Genomic DNA, 22,785 nt, shown 5'->3' on the forward strand with positions numbered 1-22,785 from the left:
GGCAATGGAGACCTTTGCCACCGCCCCGATGTGGGCCGGATTTTTCGTCCTGGTGCTGGGCACGCTGCTCGTGGACATCTTCGTCCTTGGCGGGCGGCATGCACACCGGGTCTCCTCGCGCGAGGCGCTGGGATGGACCCTGACCTGGATGACTCTCGCCGCGCTGTTCGGCCTCGCGCTCTGGTGGGTGGTGGCCGAAGACGCCGGCCACGACGCCGCCTATCGCAAGGTGCTGGAGTTCTACACCGGCTACCTGATCGAGCTGTCGCTGTCGGTCGACAACATGTTCGTGTTCGCGATGATCTTCAGCTATTTTGCCGTGCCGCCGGAACTGCAGCGCCGGGTGCTGCTGCTCGGGGTGCTCGGCGCGATCCTGATGCGCGCCGCCATGATCCTGGTGGGCGTATGGCTGATCAGCCAGTTCGCCTGGATTCTCTACGTGTTCGGCGTGTTTCTCGTCATCACCGGCATCAAGATGCTGTTCATGTCCAGGCACGCGCCCGACCTCTCGCGCAATCCCATCGTGCGCTTCCTGTGTGCGCACATGCGGATCACCTCGGAGTATCACGGCGAACGCTTCTTCGTGCGCATCGACGGCCTGCGTCATGCCACCCCGATGTTCGTGGTGGTGCTGATGGTCGAGGCCACCGACCTGGTATTCGCGGTCGACAGCATCCCGGCGATCTTCGCCGTGACCACCGATCCGTTCATCGTCTTCACTTCGAACATCTTCGCGATCATGGGGCTGCGGGCCCTGTATTTCCTGCTCGCCAACCTGGCGGCGCATTTCCAGTACCTGAAGTACGGCCTCGCCATCGTGCTCGCCTTTATCGGCGCCAAGATGCTGGTCGAGCCGTGGTTCCACGTACCGGTGCATTGGTCGCTGGGCGCGGTCGCCATGACGCTGTTCGTCTCCGTCCTGCTCAGCCAGGCCAGGACCAGGCGAGCCACCGCAGCGGGCGATCAGCCGGGCCGCAGCGGCGCACCGCGCGAACGCGAGGCCGGTAACCGGCGCACATGAGGAGCAAACCATGAACAAGATCCTGCTGGCAACCGACGGGTCGTCCTATAGCGATGCGGCCGCGCGCTACCTGGCGCAAAGCCCGTTGCTGACCCGCGACTTCGTCGTGCACGTGGTGCATTGCGAACCCGATGTGCCCGGCGATATCAAGTCTTTCATCGATCGCGGCACGCTCGACGACTGGCATCGCGAACAGAACGAGAAGGCGATGGGCTCGGTGGCCACCATCCTCGGCGAAGCCGGGATCCCGTTCGAGCGCCATGGCTTCACCGGCTTCGCGCCGGCCCGCATCGTCGAGTACGCGAGCCAGATCGGTGCCAGCCTGATCGTGATGGGCTCGCATGGCCGCGGCGGCTTCCTCGATGCCATCGTCGGGTCGGTGGCAAGGCGGGTCCTCGCGCATGCGCACTGTCCCGTGCTGCTGATCAAGGATTAGCGGCGCGTCGTCCCCCCTACGCAAGGCCCTTTTTCATGAGGACGTGAGGGCGGCGCGCGTTTCCACGCGATGGCGCCGCCCCGGGGAACGCGCGCGCCTGCGCGGCGCGCAAGCGCGTCTTCTCAAAAAAAATCCGTTGCGTGACATCCAGCACGGTTTGATGCCAGTCAATCCCCTTCTCGCAGTGTGTCCGCATCATCACTGCAAGCGCCTGGTGCCAGTTCGCGCCCCACAGCACCGCGACAACAGCTTTCCACAACCCGCTGAACCACGGCACCATGAAAGCAAGAAAATGGCTTTACCCCGCATTCGCGGCATTGCCGCTCTCGCTCTGGCTGGGTCTTCCCCAGGCAGCCACCAACACCGCCAGGGGCGCACCAAAGCCTGAAGCAAAGGCTGAACAGAAGGCGGCAGTTCCCACGCTCACCGCGTCCGAGTTCGACCACGCCAGGCAGATCTACTTCGAGCGCTGTGCCGGCTGCCACGGCGTGCTGCGCAAGGGCGCGACCGGCAAGCCGCTGACGCCTGACATCACCCGCGCGCGCGGCTCCGAATACCTGAAGACCTTCATCAAGTACGGCAGCCCGGCCGGCATGCCGAACTGGGGCACTTCCGGCGATCTCTCCGACCAGGAAGTCGACCTGATGGCCCGCTACATCCAGCTCGATCCGCCGACGCCGCCGGAGTTTTCACTGGCCGACATCGAGAAAAGCCGCAAGGACATCCTGCCCGTCGCGCAACGGCCGACAAAGAAGATGAACCAGTACAACCTGGACAACCTCTTCTCGGTCACGTTGCGCGACGCCGGCGAGGTCGCGCTGATTGACGGCGACAGCAAGCAGATCATCAACATCGTCAAGACCGGCTATGCGGTGCATATCTCGCGCATGTCGGCGTCGGGCCGCTACCTGTACGTGATCGGGCGCGATGCGCGGCTGGACCTGATCGACCTGTGGCTGCCCAGGCCGGACATCGTCGCCGAGGTCAAGATCGGCATGGAGGCGCGCTCGGTCGAAACCTCCAAGTACAAGGGCTATGAGGACAAGTACGCGGTGGCGGGCTCGTACTGGCCGCCGCAGTACGTGATCATGGAAGGCGATACGCTCAAGCCGCTGAAGGTGGTGTCCACGCGCGGCATGACCGTCGACAACGAGTACCACCCCGAGCCGCGCGTCGCCTCGATCGTCGCCAGCCACTATCACCCCGAGTTCGTGATCAACGCCAAGGAGACCGGCAAGATCCTGATGGTCAACTACTCGGACCTGTCCAACCTGAAGACCACCACCATCGATTCGGCCAAGTTCCTGCACGACGGCGGCTTCGATTCCACAGGGCGCTACTTCCTGGTCGCGGCCAATGCGTCGGACAAGATCGCCGTGGTCGACACCAAGGAAGACAAGCTTGCCGCACTGATCGAGGTGGGCAAGACCCCGCACCCGGGCCGCGGCGCCAACTTCACGCATCCGAAGTTTGGTCCGGTCTGGGCCACCAGCCACCTGGGCGACGAGACCATCAGCCTGATCGGCACGGATCCCGCCGGTCATCCGGCGCAGGCCTGGAAGGTGGTGCAGACGCTCAAGGGCCAGGGCGGCGGCTCGCTGTTCATCAAGACGCATCCCAAGTCCTCGAACCTGTGGGTCGATACACCGCTGAATCCCGATGCCAAGCTGAACCAGTCGGTGGCGGTGTTCGATACGCGCAACCTGGAAGACGGCTTCAAGGTGCTGCCGATCGCCGATTGGGCCGGCCTGAAGGGCGCAGGCGCCAAACGCGTGGTGCAGGCCGAGTACAACAAGGCCGGCGACGAGGTGTGGTTCTCGGTCTGGGGCACCAAGGACGGCGAGTCCGCGCTGGTGGTGGTCGATGACAAGACCCGCACGCTCAAGACGGTGATCAAGGACAAGCGCCTGATCACGCCAACCGGCAAGTTCAACGCCTACAACACGCAACACGACGTTTATTAAATCCCGCGGCACCGCACCGCTGTCCCGGTGCGGTGCCCGGTTCCATTCCCCCCAACGGAGAAATCACGATGAAGCTCCCCATCCACCTGCCTGCCCGCCTGCCCGCGCTGCTCGCAGCCGCCGGCTGTGTTCTGTCGTTCGGTGCCGCCATCCCCGGCGTGGCCCATGCGAACCAGCAGCTTGCCTCCAGCAAGGCCTGCCTGTCCTGCCACGGCGTCGACAAGAAGCTGATCGGGCCGGCCTTCAAGGACGTCAAGGCCAAATACGCCGGCAAGAAAGACGGGCTGCCGCATATGGTCCAGTCGATCATGAAGGGCAGCAATGGCCAGTGGGGCGCAATGCCGATGCCGGCCAACGCGGTCAGCGAGGCCGAGGCCAATACGCTGGCCAAATGGATCCTGTCGCTCTGATGACACGGGCGTGGCATGACGCCACGGTAACGGTGCTGGCCGCGGCGCTGCTGGCCGTGCCGGCAATGGCGCCCGCGCAGCCCACGCCCACGCCCACGCTCGCGCGGCAGGCGCAACTGGCGCACTGGCTGCGCGACGACTGCGGCGCCTGCCACGGGATGACGCTGCGCGGCGGCCTGGGTCCGCCGCTGACGCGCGAGGCGCTGGCGGACAAGCCGCCGGAGAGCCTCGTCGCCACCGTGCTGTACGGGCGGCCCGGCACCGCCATGCCGCCCTGGCAACCCTTCATGACGCAGGATGAAGCCCTATGGCTGATCGAACGACTCCGGGCCGGCGACCCGCCGCCCGTCATGCCAGCCACCGCGCCGCCGGCACGCTGATGCGCGGCCTCGCCGCCGCGCTCGCCTGTGCCGCCGCGCTGTTGGCCGGCTGTGCCGGCGCGGTGCGCGGCACCGGCGATCTCGGCGTGGTGGTGGAACGTGCCGCCGGGCGGCTACAGATCGTGGAAACCACCGGCATGACGCAGCTGGCCACGGTCGACGGACTGGGCGACCTGTCGCACGCCAGCGTGGTGTTCTCGCGCGATGCGCGCTACGCCTACGTGTTCGGCCGCGATGGCGGGCTCACGCGCGTCGATCTTTTGGACGCGCGCATCACGCACCGCATCCTGCAAGCCGGCAACAGCATTGGCGGCGCGATCTCCCAGGATGGCCGCGTGGTGGCCGCGCAGAACTACGCGCCGGGCGGGATCCGGCTGTTCGATGCCCGCACGCTTGAGCCGCTGGCAGACCTGCCGGCCATCGGCCAGGACGGGCGCCGCGCCAAGGTGGTAGGCCTGGCCGACCTGCCGGGCCGGCGCTTTGCCGCCAGCCTGTTCGAATCCGGCGAGATCTGGATCGTGGATGCCGCCGATCCGCGCGATCCGCAGGTGACGCGCGTGCCGGCCGGGCGCGAGCCGTACGATGGCCTGGTCACACCCGACGGACGCTGGTACCTGGCCGGCCTGTTCGGCGAGGACGGGCTGGCGCTGGTGGACCTGTGGCAGGCGCCCCTGCAGGCACGCCGCGTCCTCTCCGGCTACGGCCGCGGCAGCCAGCCGCTGCCGGTTTACAAGATGCCGCATCTGCGCGGCTGGGCGATGGCGCAGGGCCAGGCATGGCTGCCCGCCATCGGCCGCCATGAACTGCTGGTCGCCGATCCGGCGCACGGCTGGCAGCAGACCGCGCGCGTGGCGCTGGCCGGCCAGCCGGTCTTTGTCATGGCACGTCCGGACGGACGACAGGTATGGGTCAATTTCGCCTTCCCGCACAACGACACCGTCCAGGTCATCGACACCGCCACGCGCGAGGTGGTCCGCACGCTGCGCCCGTGCCGCGGCGTGCTGCATATGGAATTCACCCCGAAGGGCGAGGCGCTGTGGCTGTCCTGCCGCGACGACAACCGCGTCGAGGTCTATGACACCGCCAGCCTGGCGCGCATCGCCACGCTGCCGGCCGACAATCCCAGCGGCATCTTCTTCACCGCGCGGGCGCAGCGCTTCGGCATGTAAGGGGATGCCATGCTCGACGAAAGCACCCTGTACGACACGCTGCAGCATGGCTTTCCGCTGCAGCCCCGCCCCTACCAGGCGCTCGCGGAAGGACTGGACCTGTGCGAGCACACGCTGCTGTCGCTGCTCGCGCGCGACCTGGGTGCTGGCCGGATCAGCCGCATCGGCGCCGTGTTCGCGCCCAACGTGATCGGCGTCAGCACGCTGGCCGCGCTGAGCGTGCCGACGGCGCAGCTCGATCGCGTGGCCGCGTGCGTCAGCAGCTGCGCGCCGGTCAGCCACAACTATGCGCGCAGCGGCCACGCGTACAACCTGTGGTTTGTCGCGGGCGCGCGCGAGCGCGGCACGCTGGACGGCACACTGGCCGCCATTGCCGGCATGGCCGGGCAAGTGCCGCTGGACCTGCCGATGGCGCGCGAGTACCACATCGACCTGGGCTTTGCGCTCGGTACCAGCGGCCGCGGCGCGACTGTTCGCCGCCGGATCGCCAGCCCCGTGCAGCCGGTCTCGCTGGATGCGGAGGACTGGCGCCTCGTGGCGGCGCTGGAGGCGGGCCTGCCGCTGACGCCGCGACCGTTCCATGAGCTGGCGTTGCGCACGCGGCTGCCGATGCCCCGGGTGCTGGAGCGGATTGCGCAATGGTCGGCGCAGGGCGTGATCCGGCGGCTCGGCGTGGTGCTGCGCCACGGCCGCTTCGGCTACGGCCACAACGCCATGTGCGTATGGGACGTGCCGGACGCCCGCGTCGACGCCATCGGACTGCGCCTGGCACGCCAGCCGCGCGTGACGCTGTGCTACCGGCGCGAGCGGCGCCTGCCGGCCTGGCCCTTCAACCTGTTCGCGATGGTCCATGCGCGCGATGCGCACGACCTGCAGCCCGCACTCGACCACATCCGCGCCACCGTGGGGCTGGACCAGACCCCCGGCGCGGTGCTGGTCGGCACCCGCTGCTACAAGCAGCGCGGCACGCGCTATGCCACGCAGGGGACGGCATGAACATGACAGCCTATGCCAGCGGCGCAGCGCTTTCCGACACCATCGATACCATTGACGCCACTGATCGCCGCATCATCAATGCGCTGCAGCGCGGCCTGCCGCTGGTGCCGCGGCCTTATGCCGTGGCTGCCGCTGCCCTCGGCATCGGTGAGGATGACTTGCTGGCGCGGCTGCGGCGGCTGCTCGACCACGGTGTGCTGACACGCTTCGGCCCGCTCTACCAGATCGAGCGCGCGGGCGGCCGCTTCGTGCTGTGCGCCTGCCACGCGCCGGCACAGCGGCTCGATGCGGTGGCCGGCGCGATCAATGCCTTCCCGGAGGTCGCACACCACTACCAGCGCACCCATCACCTGAACCTGTGGTTCGTGCTGGCGGTCGCGCGAGCCGAAGACGCGGCCCCGGCGCTCGCGCGCATCGCTGCCGCGGCGGGCGTCGAGATCCTGCCGTTTCCCAAGGAACGCGAGTTCTTCGTCAACCTCTTTCTGCCCGCATGATGCTTGCATGATGCCCACCACCGCCCACGATGCCATCGATCTCGCCCTGATCCGCGCCACCCAGGCGGGCTTGCCGCTGGAACCGGCACCGTTCGCCGCGCTCGCCGCCACGCTGGCACTCGATGAAGCCGAAGTCATCGCCCGGCTGGCTGCCATGCAGGCGCGCGGCACGCTGCGCCGCATCGGCGCGGTACCCAACCACTACCGGCTGGGCTGGCGCGCCAATGGCATGACGGTGTGGGACGTGGACGACGCCCGCGTCGATGCGCTCGGCGAGCACGTGGGTGCCCTGCCCTTCGTGAGCCACTGCTACCTGCGCCCGCGCCGCTTGCCGCGCTGGCCCTACAACCTGTTCGCGATGGTCCACGCGCATACGCGCGCCGACGCGGCGCCGCAGATCGCCCGCATCGCTGCGCTGCTGGGCGACGCCTGCCGCGCGCAGGATGTGCTGTGGTCCACCCGCATCCTGAAGAAAACCGGCCTGCGCCTCCCCCCGGACGGCGCCGCTTCACAGGAGCCACGCTGATGTTCCGCCTGTCCCGTTTCATGGAAGCCCTGCGCGACGCAGGACCGGTGCCGCGTGCCCGCAAGGCCGCCGGGCCGGTCGTGATCTGGAACCTGATCCGCCGCTGCAATCTCAACTGCCGGCATTGCTATGCCACTTCGGCCGATACCGATTTCAAGGGCGAGCTGGATACCGGCGAGGCGCTTCGCGTGCTCGGGCAATTGCGCGACGCGCGCGTGCCCGCGTTGATCCTGTCCGGTGGCGAGCCGCTGCTGCGGCCGGACTTGTATGACATTGCCACCCATGCGCGCGCGCTCGGCTTCCACCTGTCGCTGTCATCCAACGGCACGCTGCTCGATGCCGGCCACGCCGCACGGCTGACCGCGGCGGGTTTCGACTATGTCGGCGTCAGCCTGGACGGTTTGCCTGCCACGCACGACCGCTTTCGCCGCAGCGACGGCGCCTTCGCGCAGGCGCTGGCGGGCCTGCGCGTCGCGCGCGCCGCCGGCCTGCGCGTCGGTGTGCGCATGACGCTGACCGAAGCCAACGCCGCGCAGCTGCCCGATCTGGTCGCGCTGGCCGAACGCGAAGGCATCGACAAGTTTTACCTGTCCCACTTCAACTACGCCGGCCGCGCGCGCAGCCATCGCGACGAGGACGCGCGGCATGCGCGCACGCGCGCCGCGCTGGACTGGCTGTTCGACCATGTCTGGCAACGCACGCGCGCGGGCCATGCCGGCGACTTCGTCACCGGCAACAACGATGCCGACGGGGTATACCTGCTGTACTGGATCGCGCAGCGCTTCCCGCACCGCGTTGCTGATATGCGCCAGCGGCTGGAACAGTGGGGCGGCAATGCCACCGGGGTCGGTGTCGCCAATATCGACAACCTCGGCAACGTGCATCCCGACACGATGTGGTGGCACGTGTCGCTGGGCAACGTGCGCGAGCGGCCCTTTGGCGAGATCTGGACAAGCCGCGCCGATCCGCTGATGGCGGGCCTGAAAAGCCGCCCGCGCCCGCTGCAGGGGCGCTGCGCGGATTGCGCGCACCGCGCCATCTGCAACGGCAATACCCGCGTGCGCGCACTTGCGCTGACCGGCAACGCATGGGCGGAGGATCCGGGCTGCTACCTCAGCGACGCCGAAATTGCCGCCGCGCCCGGCACGCAGGTGGCGGCATGATGCGCATCGTCCGATGGCTCCTGTCCGTGGCGCTGGCTGGCTGGATGCAATCCGCGTTCGCGCTCGATCCTGCCGCGCTCTATGGCCAGCACTGCGCCGCCTGCCACGGGGCCGACCGACTCGGCAGCATGGGCCCCGCGCTGCTGCCGGAAAGCCTGGAACGGCTGCGCGCCAGCGAACTCGACACCGTGCTGCGCGACGGCCGCGCCGCGACGCAGATGCCGGCCTTCGGCGCCACGCTGGCGGCGCCGGAACTGCAGGCGCTGGCGCGCTGGCTGCGCACGGCGCCCGCCGCCGCGCCGCAATGGAGCGCCGATGCGATCCGTGCCAGCCACGTGGTCATGCATGCACCCGGCACGCTGCCGGCACGTCCAGCGTTCAGCGCCGATCCGCAGAACCTGTTCGTGGTGGTGGAGGCAGGCAGCCATCACATGACCGTGCTCGACGGCGACCGGCTGGCACCGATCCATCGCTTTGCCACGCGCTTCGCCTTGCACGGCGGTCCCAAGTTCAGCCGCGATGGCCGCTATGTCTACATGGCAAGCCGAGACGGCTGGGTCAGCAAATACGACCTTTGGAACCTGGTCTATGTCGCCGAAATCCGCGTCGGCATCAACACGCGCAACGTTGCCGTCAGCGACGACGGGCGCTGGGTGCTGGCCGGAAACACGCTGCCGCGCACGCTGGTGCTGCTGCGCGCCGACGACCTGTCGCTGGCGCGGGTGATCGACGTCAGGGGCCGCAGTGGCGACGCTTCGCGGGTATCGGCGGTCTACGACGCCGCACCGCGCCACAGCTTTATCGCGGCGCTGAAGGACATCGCCGAGGTCTGGGAAATCCCGTATGCGGATGCCGCGGGCAAACCATTGGCGCCGCTGGCGCCGCGTGCGATCGTACTGGACGATGTGCTCGACGACTTTTTCTTCGACCAGCCTTACCGCCATATTCTCGGTGCATCGCGCAGCGGCGGCGGCCAGGTGATCGACCTCGGCCGGGGTCGCAAGGTGGCCTCGCTGGCGCTCGGCGGCATGCCACACCTCGGCAGCGGCATCACGTGGCAACGGGACGGCCATGAAGTGATGGCGTCGCCCGACCTCGGGCAGGGCCGTATCTCGGTGATCGACATGCAGGACTGGCACACCGTCGCCACCATCCCGACCAACGGCCCCGGCTTCTTCCTGCGCAGCCACGAGAACAGCCGGTACGCCTGGGCCGACGCCATGATGAGCCCGCGGCGCGACACCCTGCAGGTGATCGACAAGCAGGCCCTGCAGGTCGCCGGCAGCGTCACGCCCAGCCCGGGCCGCACTGCCGCGCATGTCGAATTCACACGCGACGGGCGCTATGCGCTGGTCAGCCTGATGGAGCGCGACGGCGCGCTCGTAGTCTATGACGCCGCCACGCTGCAGGAAGTGAAGCGCATCCCGATGGACAAGCCCATCGGCAAGTACAACGTGTTCAACAAGACCACGCGTTCGGCCGGCACCAGTCATTGACGCCATGCCGCTGCGCGCGCAGGAGTCCTACGCATGAACTCCCCCCTCAAGCCCGGCAAGGTCTGGCTGGTCGGCGTCGGCCCCGGCAGCCCCGACCTGGTCACGGTGCGCGCGATGCGCGCGCTGGCGTGCGCCGACGTATGGCTGGTCGATGACCTGGTCGCGCCGGAGATGTCCTGCTATGCCCGGCCCGGCACCCATGTCGAGTGGGTCGGCAAGCGCGGCGGCCGCTGTTCGGTCACCCAGGCGCGCATCCAGCAGCTGACGCTGCAGCATGCGCTGGCCGGCCGCACCGTGGCGCGCGTCAAGGGCGGCGATCCGCTGCTGTTCGGCCGCGGCGGCGAAGAGGCCGCCTTCCTGCGCGCGCACGGGGTGCCGGTGGAAGTGGTCAACGGCATCAGCAGCGGCGTGGCGGCGGCACAGGCCCTGGGCATCGCGCTGACCCACCGCGCCCACTGCCACGGCGTAACCTTCGTCACCGGGCACACCAGCGAACACGGCTCGCCCGACTGGGACGCGCTGGTGCGCGGCGGCACCACGCTGGTCATCTACATGGGCATGAGCCGGCTCGCGGCGATCCGCGACGGGCTGCTGGCGGCCGGCATGCGCGCCGACATGCCGGCGGCGGTGGTGATGCATGCCGGCGGGGCGGAAGAACGCTGCTGGGCCGGCACGGTGCAAACGCTTGCCGAAGCGTTGTCCGCCGGGATGGCCAGCCCGGCGGTGGTGCTGGTGGGCGGCGTGGTCGCAGAGGCGATGCCACCGGCGATGGCCTTGTCGTCCGCCGCGCCTTAGCGCTTGCTGGCGGGACTCCCCCGTCCCGCCCGGGATATGGCACCATCCTCGGCACGCCCGCCTAAATCACACGCAAGCGCCCGCCATTGCCGAAAGTGGCTGCCCTGACACATCACTCCCCCAAGCTGCACCTGACCGCCGGGCGAGGCTTTGCCTTGCATGAAAGCCGCCACGCGGGCTTCCGGCGCGAATGGCATACGCACGACTGCAGCATGCTGCTGTGGACGCGCGCCGGCCGGCTGCGCAGCGTATGGGAAAACCAGCCCGACGCGCAGCAGCCCGGCCCGGTCGCGACCACGCTGGTACGCGGCGGCGCGGTCCTGCTGCCGGCATCGACGCGCCATTTCACCGCGGCCGAAGCCGGTCGCCAGCATCACGGCGAACTCTACCTGCCTCCTGACAGGCTGCGCGGCGCAGCGCCCTACGGCGCGCTGCGGCTCGATGGCGCTGCGCTGACGATGCTCGAAGCGCTGCTGACACCCGGGCTTGCGCCGGCCAGCGCGGACCTGCTGGTGCGCGCCATCGTCGGCCAGATCATGGCCAGCCCGCTGCTGGCGCTGCCGCAGGAGCCGGCCTCGCTCGCGCTCAGGCTGGTCCGATGCTTCAGCGCGGCGCTAGAGCGCGATCAAGCGCTCCCGTCGATCGATGCCGCGGCCTGTACCCTGGGCGTCTCGGCGCGGCAGCTGCAGCGCGCCTGCCAGCTCGAATTCGGCGCCAGTCCGGTCGCTGTCCGCCGGCGGGTGCTCGCCGCGCATGCGCGCGGGCTGCTGGCTGCAGGGCTGCCGCTGGCCCGCGTCAGCGAGCGTCTTGGCTTTGCCAGCAGCGGCCATCTTGCGCGCCTGCTGCGCGAGGTGCCGCCTGCGGGCTGAGCGCACTGCCCGGGTCATTACCTGCCATTCACGCCAGGCAGGCCTCCAGTTCGATCTCGATCCAGGCACGGTCCGGCAGGCTTGCCACGCCCACCGCGGTGCGGGCCGGCAACGCCTGATCGGGGAACGCCAGTGCCAGCAACGCCGAGGCGCTGTCCACCACCAGCGAGTGCCGGGTGAAATCGCCATGCGCGCGCACGAACCCGCGCAGCCGCGTGACCTGCCGCACCGCCGCCAGTTCGCCACCGGCGGCTGCGCGCAGCGCGGCCAGCGCGTTCAGCATCGCCACCTCGGCTGCAAGGGAAGCCGCCGGGATATCGGCTTCGGTGGCGCAGCAGCCGGCCATGGCGATGCCGGCACGCCGCGGCGTCTGGCCGCTGATGCTGACGCGGCCGCCGATCACGCAGGCCGGCGCGTAGCTGCCGCGCGGGACGGGCGCGTTCGGCAGCGCAAAGCCCGCGGCCGCGAGCCGGGCTTCCGGCGTTGTGGCGCTCATGACTGGCTCCATTGGACCGCGCCGCTGAGCCAGCACCCCTGCGCCGCGCCGTCGGCCGCCGTGCGCGGTGCCACCACGATTTCCGAGGGGCGGCCCATGGTTTCGCCCTGCCGTACCGCGAGCACTGGCGCGACACCCCGGGCGTTGCCGGCAAGGTGTCCCCACAGCGCCGCGGCGGCAATGCCGGTGGCGGCGTCCTCCGGATAGCCGGAAGACCGCGGAAATTGCCGCGCATGCACCACCCGCGTGGCCGGCGGGGCTGCCGGGTCGTCGGTTGCCGCATCCGCGTACGGGTACAGTCCGGTGGACCCGATCGCATCGCACAGCTCCGCCATCCGTGTGAAGTCAGGCTGCAGTGCGGCCAGCGCCGCTGCATCCGGCATCGCCACCAGTGTCTTGACGCGGCTGGTGCAGGCATTGGTCATGGCATGGCCGGCGCCATCGCCGGGCAGGCCCAGCACCGCGGCAACCGCTTGGCGCTGTGCCGCACCCAGCGCGCTCGCCTGCACCGGCGGTTGCGAAATCCACACCCGCTGCGCCGCGTCGTCCCAGCGCGCCGTCACGATGCCGCTCAGCGTCTCGACGCGCGCGGCCCGCGTGGTCCAGCGGCCCCATTGGCGCAGCGCCCACAACGCGCCTACCGTGGCATGGCCGCACATCTCCATCTCGTGGCGCGGCACAAAGAAGCGCAGGCGCAGGTCCGCCCCATCGGCCGACGGCGGCAGCACAAAGGCGGATTCATGCCCGTGGAGTGCAGCAACTTGCTGCATGTCGGATTCGGACATGCCGTGCGCATCGGCCACCAGCGGTACCGGGTTGCCGCCGCCGGGGCCACGCACAAAGACGTCGATCAGCGCTACGCGGCCGCGCGCGGGCGCGCTGGGTTGCTGTGGCTTATTCAATCGTCGCTCCCACGGACCGGGCAATCTCGCCCCAGTAAGACAAGTCGTGCTGCACGGCGCCGAGCATCTCGGCAGGTGTGCCCGGGCGCGCCGTCACGCCCTTGTCGGCGAGTTCGCGGATGGTGTCCTTGTCCGCCAGCACCTGGTTGAGCGCCTGGTTCAGGCGCGCGACCACCGGCGCCGGCGTCCCGCGCGGAAATGCCAGTCCATACCAGAGCTGCTGCGCAAAGCCCGGCACGCCCTGGCTGGCGAAGGTCGGCACGTCGGGCAGCAGTGGCGTCGGCGCGGTCGTCGCGACGGCGACCAGCTTGCCGGCGCGGAGGTACGGCACAAGTCCCGCGGGGTTGTCGAACATCAGCTGTACCTGGCCACCGATGAGGTCGGTATAGGCGGGCGCCGCGCCGCGATACGGCACATGCGTCAGCGGCACCCTGGACCAGGCCTGGAATTGCACACCGATCAGGTGCGATACCGTGCCCACGCCGACCGAGGCAAAGCTGTGCTGCGCAAGCTTGGCGTGGCGCAACCGGTCGAGCAGCGTCTTCACGTCGGGTGCCTGCAGCGCGCGATTGGCCGCAAGCACATAAGGCGACGTGCCGATAAAGCCGGCGTAGGCAAAGTCGGTGGCCGGCCTGTACGGCAGCCTGGGATAGACGCTGGCGCTGACCGCATGCGTACTGGTAGTCGCCACGCCGACCACGTAACCGTCCGGCGCGGCACGCGCCACGAAGGTCGAGCCGATGGTGCCCCCCGCGCCGCTGCGGTTGTCGATCACCACGGGCTGGCCGAGCGCCGCCTGCAGCTTGGGCTGGATGGTGCGAACCAGCAGGTCGGTGCCGCCGCCGGCCGGAAACGGCACCACCAGCGTGACCGGCCTGGTGGGCCAGCCCTGTGCGACGACAGCGCCGGCCGGGGCCAGACAAAGGATCCCGAGCATGCAGGCGGGTAGATTGGGAAGGAAGGGTGGCAAGGTTGCCATGGGGCGTTCTCCTTGACTCGAACGCCTTGAGTCTAGGGATGGCGCACCCTGCGGCCAAACCGGCAGGCGACAGGCCTTGATCCGAAATCGGACCAGCGCAATTGGCGCCTCGTCATCCTGCTCCATCAGGTTGCCCAAACATGCAGCCGCCCCGCTGGAGTAGCATGGGGCCGCGCGACAACAACAGGCACAACCATGCTGACCAAGGCTCTCTTCGCATTCCTCTTGATGGCGCTTTGCGTATCGATCCACGCGATCGGCATCATGGCTGCGTTTCACTGGCTCAAATGGCGGATCCCGCCGGGTCCGCGGTACTTCTGGCGCGCCACGCACGCGCTGATCAGCCTGGCGGCGTGCACGATCCTGCTGCACCTGTTGCAGATCGTGGCATGGGGCCTGTTCTACTACTGGCGCACCGGGATGCCGGATGTGCTTACGGCGCTCTACTTCAGCGCCGTGACCTACACCACCACCGGTTATGGCGACGTGGTGCTGCCGCAACCATGGCGCCTGGTGGGCAGCGTGGAAGCGCTGACCGGCATCCTGATGTGCGGGCTGTCGACCGGCTTGTACTTCGCGTTCTTTTCCAGGGTGATGACCAACGTGCTGCGCCACCGGGAAAGCGAAGGCCCCGCGCAAGGCGGGGCCCGGGCTTGATGGTCGAAAGCGGCGCGGCGCGATCCGTCCCGCCTCACGCGCCCGCCGCTTAGCGAGCCGCCGAGGCGGTCAGCCAGCCTTCTTCGGTGCTCGCGGCAGCAACCTGCGTGGCGATCGAATTGCCCAGGCGCGTGGCATCGGCGGAAATCGAATCTCGCGTCATTTCCGTGGCGCCGTGCACGCCGGCGCCACCGGCTGCCGCCATCGCCACATGCCCGGCCGCGGCACCGATGCCGGCGGTTTCCGCCACGCCGGGGACATGGCCAGAATCTGCGTTGGCAACAAAGCTCTGCAGCGGGATCGGAGCGCCGTTGGCAGGCTTGTACGAGATGCGCACGTCGGCGCCAACCTCGCTCTTGCCCGCACCCAGGCCGATCAGCAGGCGGCGGCGGCCGCTGCCTTCGTCGATCTTGCGGAAATCGCCCTCGACGATCAGCGCGTTGGCACCAGCCGGCGCCGGCGCATCGGAACGCACTGCGTTCAGGCCCATGCCGCGCAGTTCGCGCACGATCTCGTTGGCGACCTGCTCACGCGCTTCGGCAGCGGTCTGGTCCTGCGCGCTGGCCGACGAGCCGCCAGCTGCCATCATCCTGACCTTCTGCGCCAGGCCGCCGTCAAGCTTTACCTGCCCGGCATCGGCGTCGAACGCGTGGACGTAGATCACGTCGGCGTGCACCGCCTGCGTCAGGCCCATCTGGTTGATGCCGGTGACACCAGCGTTGGCGTAGCCGGCACCCAGCATGGCGGTGGCGGCAAGTGCGGCGATGGTCAGGCGCTTGGTTTGCTTGGCGATGGTCTGGAGAGCGTTGTGCATATGGGTTCCTTTGGATTGGCAGGTCGTTGCCGGTCGGTAGTGGAAAGCTGTCGCCGACATCGTTGCACCAGGGGGGATCGCAAACCATCGGGAGCTTCTTGCCGCGCTGCCTGCTTCGGTGTTTCCGTGCGTGGCGTTGCGGTGACGGAAGTATGGGAAAAACCCGCGCGCAGCGCCATGCGGGAATTATTTCGCGCCATGTCACGGCGCCGGGGGGACGAGGAGGCGCGGCGCTACGCCGCAGGTGCCTGCAGCGGCAGCGCCACTACCGCCTCAAGCCCGCCGCCATCGCGCGGGCGGAACTGCAGAGAGCCGCCGTGCAGCCGCGCAATGCGCTCGACGATGGCCAGCCCGAGCCCTGTGCCGCCCGCGTGGCCGCGCGCGTTGGCGCCCCGGCTGAAGGGCGCCTTGAGCTGCTCCAGCTCGTGCGCGGAGATGCCGGTGCCACGGTCGCCCACGGCCACGTAAGCGCACGCGGCATCGCGCCACGTGCGCACGCTGAAGCCCGACTTGCCGTAGACGACAGCGTTCTGCATCAGGTTCATCAGCAGCCGCATCAGGCTGACCGGGCGATAGGGAACCGGCGGCAACTCCGCCAGCGACAGCTCGAACTCATGGCCCAGGCCAGCGAAGTCGGCGGCGAGCTGCGATACCAGCGCGTTGACGTCGCCGGGCTGCGGCTGCTCTTTCTCGCCGCTGCCGGCGTAGTCCATAAACTGCTGCAGGATGGTCTCGATGTGGTCCAGGTAGCCCTCGGCCGAAGCCACGAAAGCGTCGTCGGCGCCGCGCGGAATCGACATGGCCATGGCCAGGCGCAATTTGGTCAGCGGCGTGCGGATGTCGTGCGAGACACCCGCCAGCATCAGCGCGCGCGTCTGCTCTGCCTGCTGCAATGCCTGCGTCATCTGGTTGAAGGCGCTGCTGACCTGGGCGATCTCGGTCGGGCCGTCGGTCGGCAGCGGCGGCGGTGTCGAACCCGCGCAGATGTCCTGCGCGGCATGCGCCAGGTCCTGCGCGGCATGCGCCAGGTCCTGCAGCGGCCGGTTCAGATGGCGCTGGATCAGATAGCCGGTCAGCGCCGCCAGCAGCGCCAGCGCGGTCGACAGCGCCAGCGCCGTGGTGATGCCGCCGGCGCGCACGTCCTCGTTGATCGGCAGGCCGATCCAGCGCGGCGCGCCGCCCACATGCATGCGGATCCAGAGTTGCTCGGCCTCGCCGGTCTGCCATCGCACCGGCATGTCGGCGGGAAGGTGGCGGCGCAGGGCTTCCATGAAGACGTCGCGCTGCCAGCTGCGCAGCAGGTGATGCAGGTCTGGCGCCGGCTTCTCGGCGGCGTGCGCGGGTTCCTGCGCCTGCGCGCCTATGCGCGTGGCCGCGACGCCGCCGGGATCAAGCGGCAGCGCCGCCACCACGCGGTCGAGGGTGCGCACGTAATCGGCGAAGACGATGGCGGCGCGCTCGATGCGCGGGCGCTGCACGTAGTGCATCAGCACCGTCAGCGAACACGCCTGGGTGATAGCCACCAGCGCCACCAGCAGCGCGATATTGCGCGCCAGCAGCGAGCGCGGCAGCAGGCGCCTGAGCATGGGCGACGAGCGGGTCACGAATCCACGCCGGCGACCAGCATGTAGCCGACGCCCCACACGGTCTTGATAAAGCGCGGCTTGGACGGGTCGTCTTCGACGATCTGGCGCAGCCGCAGGATCTGCACGTCGATGCTGCGATCGAGCGCGTCATGGTCGCGCCCGCGCGCCCGCGCAAGCAGGTTCTCGCGGCTGACCGCGCGGTTCGGCGACGATCCCAGCGCGTGCAGCAGCAGCATCTGCGCCGAATGCACTTCGACCGGCTCGCTGCCGCGCAGCAGCGTCTGCTTGCCGACATCGAAGGTGAAGTCGCCGAAACGCAGCCTCTGCGTGGTCACGGTGGGATCGCCGGCCGACATCTTCTGCCGGCGCAGCAGCGCGCGGATGCGCGCCACCAGCTCATCCGGCACGAAGGGCTTGGCGAGGTAGTCATCGGCGCCCGTTTCCAGGCCGGCGACGCGGTCCATCGGGTCGCCCTTGGCGGTCAGCATCAGGATCGGCAGCGTATGACCCTCGGCCCGCAGGCGCTTGCAGATGGTGAGGCCGTCCTCGGGCTCCATCATCAGATCGAGCACCAGCAGGTCGTGCGGCTCGCGCTGCAGGTACTTGTCGAGCTGCTTGCCGTCCGCCACCGCGCGCACGCGGAAGCCGTGCCCGGTCAGGAAGCGTTGCAGCATGTTGCGCAGCTCGGCTTCATCGTCGAGCACGACAATCCTGTTCACCTGTTCCATCACGGGTCTCCGGCGACGCCGGCGTGCCGGCGCCGGCTTGCTGTCCCAACTTCGGCGCCAGGCTTCAGCGCATGGCTTCAGCGCGACTGCATCCTCTGCTTCATGAACGCCTCGATCTGCGGCAGTGTCACGTAGCCCAGCCGCTGCGTGTCGATCTGGTCGAAGTGGCTCGCGACCATCGGCATGCCGGCCTGCGCCTGCTCGCGGGTCAGCTTGCCGTCCCGCGTGGTGTTCGCGCTGGCGAAACGCTCCTGCAACTGCTGCAGCGCACGCTCGGCCCGCGCACCACCGGCACCCGCCGCTGCCGGCATCTCGGCACTTTGTGCATAGGCGCCTGCAGAAACAATACACAACATAAGCACTGCAATCATCTTCTTCATGATGGACTCCGTGGGACAGCCGGCCTTGCCGGCAATTGGTAAGGGGAAATCGACGCGAAAGCCTCATCGCGCTCAGACCACGTGGGCGGGTACCCACACGCCGCCGGCCCAGTGGCCGGGGATCATGACTGCCGGACGGGCGACGTAGACCGCGCGCGGCGCGACATAGACCGTGCGCGGCACCGGTGCGGCGACCACGACGCGGACCGGCGGCGGGGCAACCACGACCTTGGCAGGCGGCGGCACGTACACCGTGGCGGGCGCCGGGGCCGGCACGTAGACAGGCGCCGGCGGCGGGGGCGGCGGCGTGACCACCACCGGCGGCGTGCTGACGGCCACCGTCGTACCCACCGTACCGACGGCTGCCACCGTACCGACGGTTCCGACCGTGGTGACGGTAGTGCCGCCCGTTGTAACCGCCGCGCCGTGGACCACGGTAGTGCTGCCGCCGGCGGTCACCACCCCGGGCGCCACGCTGGTGGCGCTGCCCGAGTGTGTGACAGTGCCGCCCTGCGCACCGGTCGCGGTGCCGGAGCGGTAGCAGGTCGAGCCGGCGCAGCTGGTCGAAGCGGCGTGCCCGTAGGTATTGCCGTTTGCGCCAGTGACGGTGCCCGACGACGAGTACTGGCCCACGCCATCGCGGGTCACGCTCCCGGAAGTCGTGGCGGTCTGGCCGTTGGGGCCGGTCAGGTCGCCGCTGTGCGAACAGGTGCCGCTGGCGCAACTGGTGCTGCCGTCGTGCTGCACCGAGCGCCCGTTCGGCCCGACGGCGGTGCCGCTGTTGCTGAACTGGCCCGGCGCGGTGCGGGTGACGGTGCCGGTGTTGGTGGCCAGGCCGCCATGCGGGCCCTCGATGCCGCCGGCGTGCGAGCAGCTGCCGCCACCGCAGGCGCCAAAATGCCCGCTGTTGAACGTGCCGCGCGGCGTATAGGCCGTGCTGTGTCCGCCGAATGCGGCAAAGGCGGGCGTACTCGCCAGGATCACCAGCGCGCCGCCGGCGATGCCGAGCAGGCGGGGCAGGCGCAATCCGCGCTTCGGGCGCTGGGAGCTTTCGGTATTGGCAGGGCGTTTCGTCATGGCAGTTCCTTCTGGTTCGGTGATGCCGCGCAACGTGTCGCGGCGACGGTCGAACTATAGGAAAGGCACGGCGGCTTTTCGCGGTGGAAAAATGTCGCGGTGTTACACCGCCCGCGGCCCGCCGGGCATGACATACGGCGAAATAATTGATGGATGGCGCCGCACGGGCCCGGCCACTACATTGGCCTCACCGACGCAGCAAGCAGCAACCCGGCAAGCCAAGCGTCCCACCTCACCGCACTGGACCCGACATGCACAACCTCGGAAAATTCACCCTCTACGTCACGGCGTTTATCGTGGCGGTCTCGCTGGTCGAAGCCTTCGTGCTGGCACGCAAGGCGAACCGTCAAGGCAAGGCCTATCCCTGGCATGAAGTCGCCCTTTCGCTGGCCGACCTGGTCGGCCGCAAGCTGCTGGCGCTGCTGCCGCTGTCGCTGGCCACGCCGGTGTTCGCGTTTGCCTGGCAACACCGTATCTTCACGGTCGAGATCGACAGCGCGCTGGCCGTGCTGCTGCTCTTCCTCGGACAAGAATTCTGCTACTACTGGTACCACCGCGCGTCGCACCGCATCCGCTTCTTCTGGGCGACGCATGCCGTGCACCACTCCCCGAACGAGTTGACGCTGGGTACCGCCTATCGCCTGGGCTGGACCGGCAAGATCACCGGCACCGCCATCTTCTTCGCGCCGCTGGTCTTCCTGGGCGTTCGTCCCGAAGTGGTGCTGGCCACGGTGAGCCTGAACCTGCTGTACCAGTTCTGGCTGCACACCACGTGGATTCCCAAGCTGGGCTGGCTCGAATACGTGTTCAACACCCCGTCGGCGCACCGCGTGCACCATGCCTCGAACATCGACTACCTCGATGCCAACTTCGGCGGCGTGCTGATCATCTTCGACCGCCTGTTCGGCACCTATGTGGAAGAGCGTGAAGACGAACCGTGCCGCTACGGCCTGGTCCACCCGACCACCACGCGCAACCCGTTGGTCAACCAGTTCGAACACTGGATCGGCCTGGGCAAGGACATGATCAACGCCGGCAGCCTGCTGAATGCGATTGGCTATCTGGTGATGCCCCCGGGTTGGACGCCGGATGGGTCAGGGGAAACCACGGAGAGTCTGCAGCTGCAGGCGCAGGCTGAACGTGCGGTGGCGGTGCAAGTCAGGTAATACCTGCGAGATGCAGGATTGGAAAGCGCGGCAAAGGCCGCGCTTTTTCCTGCTGCTGGCAACGCAACACCCGCGCGCCGCCGGCTTGCGTTCATTCAGTAAGGCAACCCCACATAATTCTCCGCCAGCACCCGGCACGCCGCTTCCGAACCCACCAGGTAATCGAGCTCGGCGCGCTGCATGCGCAGCGCAAACGGATCCGCATCCGGGAAGCGATGCATCAGCGAAGTCAGCCACCATGAAAAGCGCTCGGCCTTCCAGATGCGGCGCAGGCAGCGCGCCGAATAGGCATCCAGTTCGCGCTTGTCGTCATGCCGGTAGGCGGCGATCAGCCCGTCGGCCAGGGTCAGCACGTCGCTGGCCGCGAGGTTCAGCCCCTTGGCGCCGGTAGGCGGGACGATATGCGCGGCATCGCCAGCCAGGAACAGGTTGCCGAAGCGCATCGGCTCGCACACAAAGCTGCGCAATGGCGCGATGCTCTTCTCGATGCTCGGACCCGTCACCAGCGACTGCACCGACCACGGATCGAGACGGCGGCGCAGTTCGTCCCAGAAGCGGTCATCGGACCAGTCCTCCACGCGCTCGCTGGATGGCACCTGCACGTAGTAGCGGCTACGCGTACGCGAGCGCATGCTGCATAGCGCAAAGCCGCGTTCGTGACTGGCATAGATCAGTTCGTCGGCCAGCGGCGGTGTGTCCGAGAGAATGCCAAGCCAGCCGAACGGATAGACGCGCTCGAACAACTGCGTGGCGGTTTGCGGCACGCTCTGGCGGCTGACGCCATGAAAGCCGTCGCAGCCGGCGATGTAGTCGCAGTGGAGCTCGTGCGCCACGCCATCCTTGCGATAGCGGACCACCGGCCTCGCGCCATCGAAGTCATGGAGGCTGACATCCTGCGCCTCATAGACCGTGGTGATGCCCGCTTCCTGCCGTGCCGCCATCAGGTCGCGCGTGACCTCGGTCTGGCCGTAGACGGTCACGCTGCGGCCGACCAGCGCGTGCAGGTCGATGCGATGCCGCTGGCCATCGAACGACAGCTCGATGCCGTCGTGCACCAGCCCTTCCTCATGCAGCCGCGCCGCCACGCCGGCGCGTTCCAGCGCATCGACGGTCACGCTTTCGAGGATGCCGGCGCGGATCCGCCCCAGCACGTATTCGGGACTGCGTTGCTCGACGATAACGTTGTCGATGCCCGCCTTGGCGAGCAACTGCCCGAGCAACAGGCCGGCGGGGCCGGCGCCGATGATGGCAACCTGGGTGCGCATGTCTTGTCTCCTTGTGGATAGCGATCTACCGGCGCTAACGATAGTCGCCGGAGGTCCGCTATGGAATGGACAGACCGAACCGATGACAGGACAATCGGAACATTGCTGGTAAACACCGACGCCCCCTGTGAAACCTGTCCCGACCTATTCCCTGTACGGCGTGAATTCGTCCGAGCCGCTGTCCGACCAGCTGCATTTCGAGTCCATTGCCGCACGCAGCCGGCTGCACGGGTGGGAGATCAAGCCCCACCGGCATGAGCGCTTCCTGCAAATTCTGTACATCCATGCGGGTGGCGGCGAAGCCCTGCTCGAAGAGCGCCGCGAGCCGTTGCGCGGCGGTTCGCTGGTGACGATGCCGCCACGGCACATCCACGGCTTCGTGTTTACGCCGGACACTGACGGCATGGTTGTCACCATGACCGACAGCCACCTGCGCACGCTGCTGGCGGGTGTGCCGGATGCGCTGCCGCTGTTCGATCACCCGCGGCACGACCGCGTGCGGCGCGGTCACGCGCTGGCGGATGCGCTGGCGCTGTTTCGTGGGGAGATGGAAGCCGTGTCCGCCTGGCGCGGGGCTTCGCTGTCAGCGCTGCTGACGCTGGTGCTGATCGGCATTGCGCGGCTGGCCAATGCCTCGCAGCCGCCGGCCGCGCGCAGCAGCAGCCGCCCCGCGCGGCACTTCCAGCACTTCCAGCAACTGCTGGAATCGGACTACCGCGAGCAGAAGGAGATCGGCCACTACGCCGGCGCAATCGGTATCACGCCCACGCAGCTCAACCGCGTGTGCCGCCAGGCCTCAGGCCAGTCCGCGCTGCAGATGCTCCACGCGCGCGTGCTCGCCGAGGCGCAGCGCGACCTGCTCTTCAGCGACCTGGAAATCAAGCACATCGCGCTGTCGCTCGGGTTTTCCGATGCAGCGTATTTCTCGCGCTTCTTCGCACGGCAGGTGGGGCAGGCGCCCACGGAGTTCCGGCAATCCGGGCGGGCGCGGCTCCCGGCGTTCGCGGTACGCTGAC

26 protein-coding genes are annotated in these 22,785 nt (G+C 68.6%); 16 read left to right on the forward strand and 10 right to left on the reverse strand.

Annotation, left to right across the window (positions count from 1 at the left end; genetic code table 11):
* Positions 1–4 precede the first annotated feature (4 nt).
* Positions 5–1,021: a TerC family protein gene (locus tag J8I82_RS07560; protein ID WP_209755917.1), complete on the forward strand. Its 1,017-nt coding sequence runs from the start codon at positions 5–7 to the stop codon at positions 1,019–1,021.
* 10 nt (positions 1,022–1,031) lie between these two features.
* Entirely contained in the window at positions 1,032–1,457 is a 426-nt protein-coding gene (locus J8I82_RS07565) for a universal stress protein (RefSeq protein ID WP_209755919.1), read from the forward strand.
* 16 nt (positions 1,458–1,473) lie between these two features.
* Here the strand turns inward: J8I82_RS07565 and J8I82_RS07570 are convergent, their stop codons facing one another.
* Positions 1,474–1,737: a hypothetical protein gene (locus J8I82_RS07570; protein WP_209755922.1), complete on the reverse strand. Its 264-nt coding sequence runs from the start codon at positions 1,735–1,737 to the stop codon at positions 1,474–1,476.
* On the opposite strand from J8I82_RS07570, the gene J8I82_RS07575 reads away from it, so the two are divergent.
* The 11 genes from J8I82_RS07575 to J8I82_RS07625 all read left to right on the forward strand — a co-directional run bounded on the left by J8I82_RS07575 (position 1,736) and on the right by J8I82_RS07625 (position 11,719).
* Positions 1,736–3,421, forward strand: a complete 1,686-nt coding sequence (locus tag J8I82_RS07575) for a nitrite reductase (RefSeq protein ID WP_209755924.1) — start codon at positions 1,736–1,738, stop codon at positions 3,419–3,421. The two genes, J8I82_RS07570 and J8I82_RS07575, sit on opposite strands and share 2 nt — an antisense overlap.
* A gap of 68 nt (positions 3,422–3,489) precedes the next feature.
* The gene (locus J8I82_RS07580; protein WP_209755926.1) at positions 3,490–3,831 is read left to right on the forward strand and encodes a c-type cytochrome; all 342 of its coding nucleotides are present in this window, start codon (positions 3,490–3,492) and stop codon (positions 3,829–3,831) included.
* Positions 3,813–4,211 carry a c-type cytochrome gene (locus tag J8I82_RS07585; RefSeq protein ID WP_209755928.1) on the forward strand — a complete coding sequence of 133 codons (399 nt, stop codon included), beginning with the start codon at positions 3,813–3,815 and terminating at the stop codon, positions 4,209–4,211. The genes J8I82_RS07580 and J8I82_RS07585 overlap by 19 nt, the downstream gene beginning before the upstream one ends.
* Positions 4,139–5,380, forward strand: coding sequence for a cytochrome D1 domain-containing protein (locus J8I82_RS07590; RefSeq protein ID WP_280906214.1), 1,242 nt, complete (start codon positions 4,139–4,141; stop codon positions 5,378–5,380). The genes J8I82_RS07585 and J8I82_RS07590 overlap by 73 nt, the downstream gene beginning before the upstream one ends.
* Positions 5,381–5,389: 9 nt before the next feature.
* Positions 5,390–6,376 carry a siroheme decarboxylase subunit beta gene (gene ahbB / locus J8I82_RS07595; protein ID WP_209755930.1) on the forward strand — a complete coding sequence of 329 codons (987 nt, stop codon included), beginning with the start codon at positions 5,390–5,392 and terminating at the stop codon, positions 6,374–6,376.
* A gap of 2 nt (positions 6,377–6,378) precedes the next feature.
* The gene (locus tag J8I82_RS07600) at positions 6,379–6,870 is read left to right on the forward strand and encodes an Lrp/AsnC family transcriptional regulator (protein WP_209756196.1); all 492 of its coding nucleotides are present in this window, start codon (positions 6,379–6,381) and stop codon (positions 6,868–6,870) included.
* 10 nt (positions 6,871–6,880) lie between these two features.
* Positions 6,881–7,396 (forward strand): siroheme decarboxylase subunit beta, encoded by a 516-nt coding sequence (gene ahbB, locus J8I82_RS07605; protein WP_209756199.1) that lies wholly within the window; start codon positions 6,881–6,883, stop codon positions 7,394–7,396.
* A complete protein-coding gene (gene nirJ, locus J8I82_RS07610; RefSeq protein ID WP_209755932.1) occupies positions 7,396–8,559 on the forward strand; it encodes a heme d1 biosynthesis radical SAM protein NirJ in 1,164 nt (387 codons plus the stop codon). Before ahbB (J8I82_RS07605) ends, nirJ begins: the two co-directional genes overlap by 1 nt.
* Positions 8,556–10,055 (forward strand): nitrite reductase, encoded by a 1,500-nt coding sequence (locus tag J8I82_RS07615; RefSeq protein ID WP_209755934.1) that lies wholly within the window; start codon positions 8,556–8,558, stop codon positions 10,053–10,055. Before nirJ ends, J8I82_RS07615 begins: the two co-directional genes overlap by 4 nt.
* 33 nt (positions 10,056–10,088) lie before the next feature.
* Entirely contained in the window at positions 10,089–10,850 is a 762-nt protein-coding gene (cobA, locus tag J8I82_RS07620; protein WP_209755936.1) for a uroporphyrinogen-III C-methyltransferase, read from the forward strand.
* Between the two features lie 95 nt (positions 10,851–10,945).
* Positions 10,946–11,719 carry an AraC family transcriptional regulator gene (locus tag J8I82_RS07625; protein WP_209755938.1) on the forward strand — a complete coding sequence of 258 codons (774 nt, stop codon included), beginning with the start codon at positions 10,946–10,948 and terminating at the stop codon, positions 11,717–11,719.
* Between the two features lie 28 nt (positions 11,720–11,747).
* On the opposite strand, the gene J8I82_RS07630 is transcribed toward J8I82_RS07625, so the two are convergent.
* From J8I82_RS07630 to J8I82_RS07640, 3 genes are read right to left on the reverse strand one after another with little or no spacing between them, the layout of a single operon-like run.
* Positions 11,748–12,215 carry a RidA family protein gene (locus J8I82_RS07630; RefSeq protein WP_209755940.1) on the reverse strand — a complete coding sequence of 156 codons (468 nt, stop codon included), beginning with the start codon at positions 12,213–12,215 and terminating at the stop codon, positions 11,748–11,750.
* A complete protein-coding gene (locus J8I82_RS07635) occupies positions 12,212–13,117 on the reverse strand; it encodes a PhzF family phenazine biosynthesis protein (RefSeq protein ID WP_209755942.1) in 906 nt (301 codons plus the stop codon). Before J8I82_RS07635 ends, J8I82_RS07630 begins: the two co-directional genes overlap by 4 nt.
* A complete protein-coding gene (locus J8I82_RS07640) occupies positions 13,110–14,096 on the reverse strand; it encodes a Bug family tripartite tricarboxylate transporter substrate binding protein (RefSeq protein ID WP_209755944.1) in 987 nt (328 codons plus the stop codon). The genes J8I82_RS07635 and J8I82_RS07640 overlap by 8 nt, the downstream gene beginning before the upstream one ends.
* Before the next feature lie 195 nt (positions 14,097–14,291).
* On the opposite strand from J8I82_RS07640, the gene J8I82_RS07645 reads away from it, so the two are divergent.
* Positions 14,292–14,753 carry a potassium channel family protein gene (locus J8I82_RS07645; RefSeq protein ID WP_209755947.1) on the forward strand — a complete coding sequence of 154 codons (462 nt, stop codon included), beginning with the start codon at positions 14,292–14,294 and terminating at the stop codon, positions 14,751–14,753.
* A gap of 49 nt (positions 14,754–14,802) precedes the next feature.
* Here J8I82_RS07645 and J8I82_RS07650 read toward each other — a convergent pair whose 3' ends face one another.
* From J8I82_RS07650 to J8I82_RS07670, 5 genes are all read right to left on the reverse strand, one after another.
* Positions 14,803–15,567 (reverse strand): DUF4410 domain-containing protein, encoded by a 765-nt coding sequence (locus J8I82_RS07650; protein WP_209755949.1) that lies wholly within the window; start codon positions 15,565–15,567, stop codon positions 14,803–14,805.
* A 233-nt stretch (positions 15,568–15,800) separates the two neighbouring features.
* Positions 15,801–17,153, reverse strand: a complete 1,353-nt coding sequence (locus tag J8I82_RS07655) for an ATP-binding protein (RefSeq protein WP_209756201.1) — start codon at positions 17,151–17,153, stop codon at positions 15,801–15,803.
* Positions 17,154–17,167: 14 nt separating this feature from the next.
* Positions 17,168–17,881, reverse strand: coding sequence for a response regulator (locus J8I82_RS07660; protein ID WP_209755951.1), 714 nt, complete (start codon positions 17,879–17,881; stop codon positions 17,168–17,170).
* A 77-nt stretch (positions 17,882–17,958) separates the two neighbouring features.
* Positions 17,959–18,261, reverse strand: coding sequence for an EF-hand domain-containing protein (locus J8I82_RS07665; RefSeq protein WP_209755953.1), 303 nt, complete (start codon positions 18,259–18,261; stop codon positions 17,959–17,961).
* Positions 18,262–18,333: 72 nt separating this feature from the next.
* On the reverse strand, positions 18,334–19,338 hold the full coding sequence (locus J8I82_RS07670) for a hypothetical protein (protein ID WP_245179520.1): 1,005 nt from the start codon (positions 19,336–19,338) through the stop codon (positions 18,334–18,336).
* Positions 19,339–19,589: 251 nt separating this feature from the next.
* On the opposite strand from J8I82_RS07670, the gene J8I82_RS07675 reads away from it, so the two are divergent.
* Complete coding sequence (locus J8I82_RS07675; RefSeq protein WP_209755954.1) at positions 19,590–20,504, forward strand: sterol desaturase family protein; 915 nt, start codon at positions 19,590–19,592, stop codon at positions 20,502–20,504.
* A 95-nt stretch (positions 20,505–20,599) separates the two neighbouring features.
* Here J8I82_RS07675 and pobA read toward each other — a convergent pair whose 3' ends face one another.
* Positions 20,600–21,769 (reverse strand): 4-hydroxybenzoate 3-monooxygenase, encoded by a 1,170-nt coding sequence (gene pobA / locus J8I82_RS07680; protein ID WP_209755956.1) that lies wholly within the window; start codon positions 21,767–21,769, stop codon positions 20,600–20,602.
* Positions 21,770–21,896: 127 nt separating this feature from the next.
* Between pobA and J8I82_RS07685 the strand changes: the two genes are divergently transcribed.
* Positions 21,897–22,784, forward strand: coding sequence for a helix-turn-helix domain-containing protein (locus J8I82_RS07685; protein ID WP_209755958.1), 888 nt, complete (start codon positions 21,897–21,899; stop codon positions 22,782–22,784).
* Position 22,785: the final 1 nt, after the last annotated feature.

The organism is Cupriavidus consociatus (assembly GCF_017814975.1).
Lineage (GTDB): Bacteria > Pseudomonadota > Gammaproteobacteria > Burkholderiales > Burkholderiaceae > Cupriavidus > Cupriavidus consociatus.

Coding starts and splice junctions, on each gene's coding strand:
- J8I82_RS07560 (WP_209755917.1), top strand. CDS start 5: ATGGAGACCTTTGCCACCGCCCCGATGTGGGCCGGATTTTTCGTCCTG.
- J8I82_RS07565 (WP_209755919.1), top strand. CDS start 1,032: ATGAACAAGATCCTGCTGGCAACCGACGGGTCGTCCTATAGCGATGCG.
- J8I82_RS07575 (WP_209755924.1), top strand. CDS start 1,736: ATGAAAGCAAGAAAATGGCTTTACCCCGCATTCGCGGCATTGCCGCTC.
- J8I82_RS07570 (WP_209755922.1), bottom strand. CDS start 1,737: ATGGTGCCGTGGTTCAGCGGGTTGTGGAAAGCTGTTGTCGCGGTGCTG.
- J8I82_RS07580 (WP_209755926.1), top strand. CDS start 3,490: ATGAAGCTCCCCATCCACCTGCCTGCCCGCCTGCCCGCGCTGCTCGCA.
- J8I82_RS07585 (WP_209755928.1), top strand. CDS start 3,813: ATGGATCCTGTCGCTCTGATGACACGGGCGTGGCATGACGCCACGGTA.
- J8I82_RS07590 (WP_280906214.1), top strand. CDS start 4,139: ATGGCTGATCGAACGACTCCGGGCCGGCGACCCGCCGCCCGTCATGCC.
- ahbB (WP_209755930.1), top strand. CDS start 5,390: ATGCTCGACGAAAGCACCCTGTACGACACGCTGCAGCATGGCTTTCCG.
- J8I82_RS07600 (WP_209756196.1), top strand. CDS start 6,379: ATGACAGCCTATGCCAGCGGCGCAGCGCTTTCCGACACCATCGATACC.
- ahbB (WP_209756199.1), top strand. CDS start 6,881: ATGCCCACCACCGCCCACGATGCCATCGATCTCGCCCTGATCCGCGCC.
- nirJ (WP_209755932.1), top strand. CDS start 7,396: ATGTTCCGCCTGTCCCGTTTCATGGAAGCCCTGCGCGACGCAGGACCG.
- J8I82_RS07615 (WP_209755934.1), top strand. CDS start 8,556: ATGATGCGCATCGTCCGATGGCTCCTGTCCGTGGCGCTGGCTGGCTGG.
- cobA (WP_209755936.1), top strand. CDS start 10,089: ATGAACTCCCCCCTCAAGCCCGGCAAGGTCTGGCTGGTCGGCGTCGGC.
- J8I82_RS07630 (WP_209755940.1), bottom strand. CDS start 12,215: ATGAGCGCCACAACGCCGGAAGCCCGGCTCGCGGCCGCGGGCTTTGCG.
- J8I82_RS07640 (WP_209755944.1), bottom strand. CDS start 14,096: ATGGCAACCTTGCCACCCTTCCTTCCCAATCTACCCGCCTGCATGCTC.
- J8I82_RS07645 (WP_209755947.1), top strand. CDS start 14,292: ATGCTGACCAAGGCTCTCTTCGCATTCCTCTTGATGGCGCTTTGCGTA.
- J8I82_RS07650 (WP_209755949.1), bottom strand. CDS start 15,567: ATGCACAACGCTCTCCAGACCATCGCCAAGCAAACCAAGCGCCTGACC.
- J8I82_RS07655 (WP_209756201.1), bottom strand. CDS start 17,153: ATGCTCAGGCGCCTGCTGCCGCGCTCGCTGCTGGCGCGCAATATCGCG.
- J8I82_RS07660 (WP_209755951.1), bottom strand. CDS start 17,881: ATGGAACAGGTGAACAGGATTGTCGTGCTCGACGATGAAGCCGAGCTG.
- J8I82_RS07665 (WP_209755953.1), bottom strand. CDS start 18,261: ATGAAGAAGATGATTGCAGTGCTTATGTTGTGTATTGTTTCTGCAGGC.
- J8I82_RS07670 (WP_245179520.1), bottom strand. CDS start 19,338: ATGACGAAACGCCCTGCCAATACCGAAAGCTCCCAGCGCCCGAAGCGC.
- J8I82_RS07675 (WP_209755954.1), top strand. CDS start 19,590: ATGCACAACCTCGGAAAATTCACCCTCTACGTCACGGCGTTTATCGTG.
- pobA (WP_209755956.1), bottom strand. CDS start 21,769: ATGCGCACCCAGGTTGCCATCATCGGCGCCGGCCCCGCCGGCCTGTTG.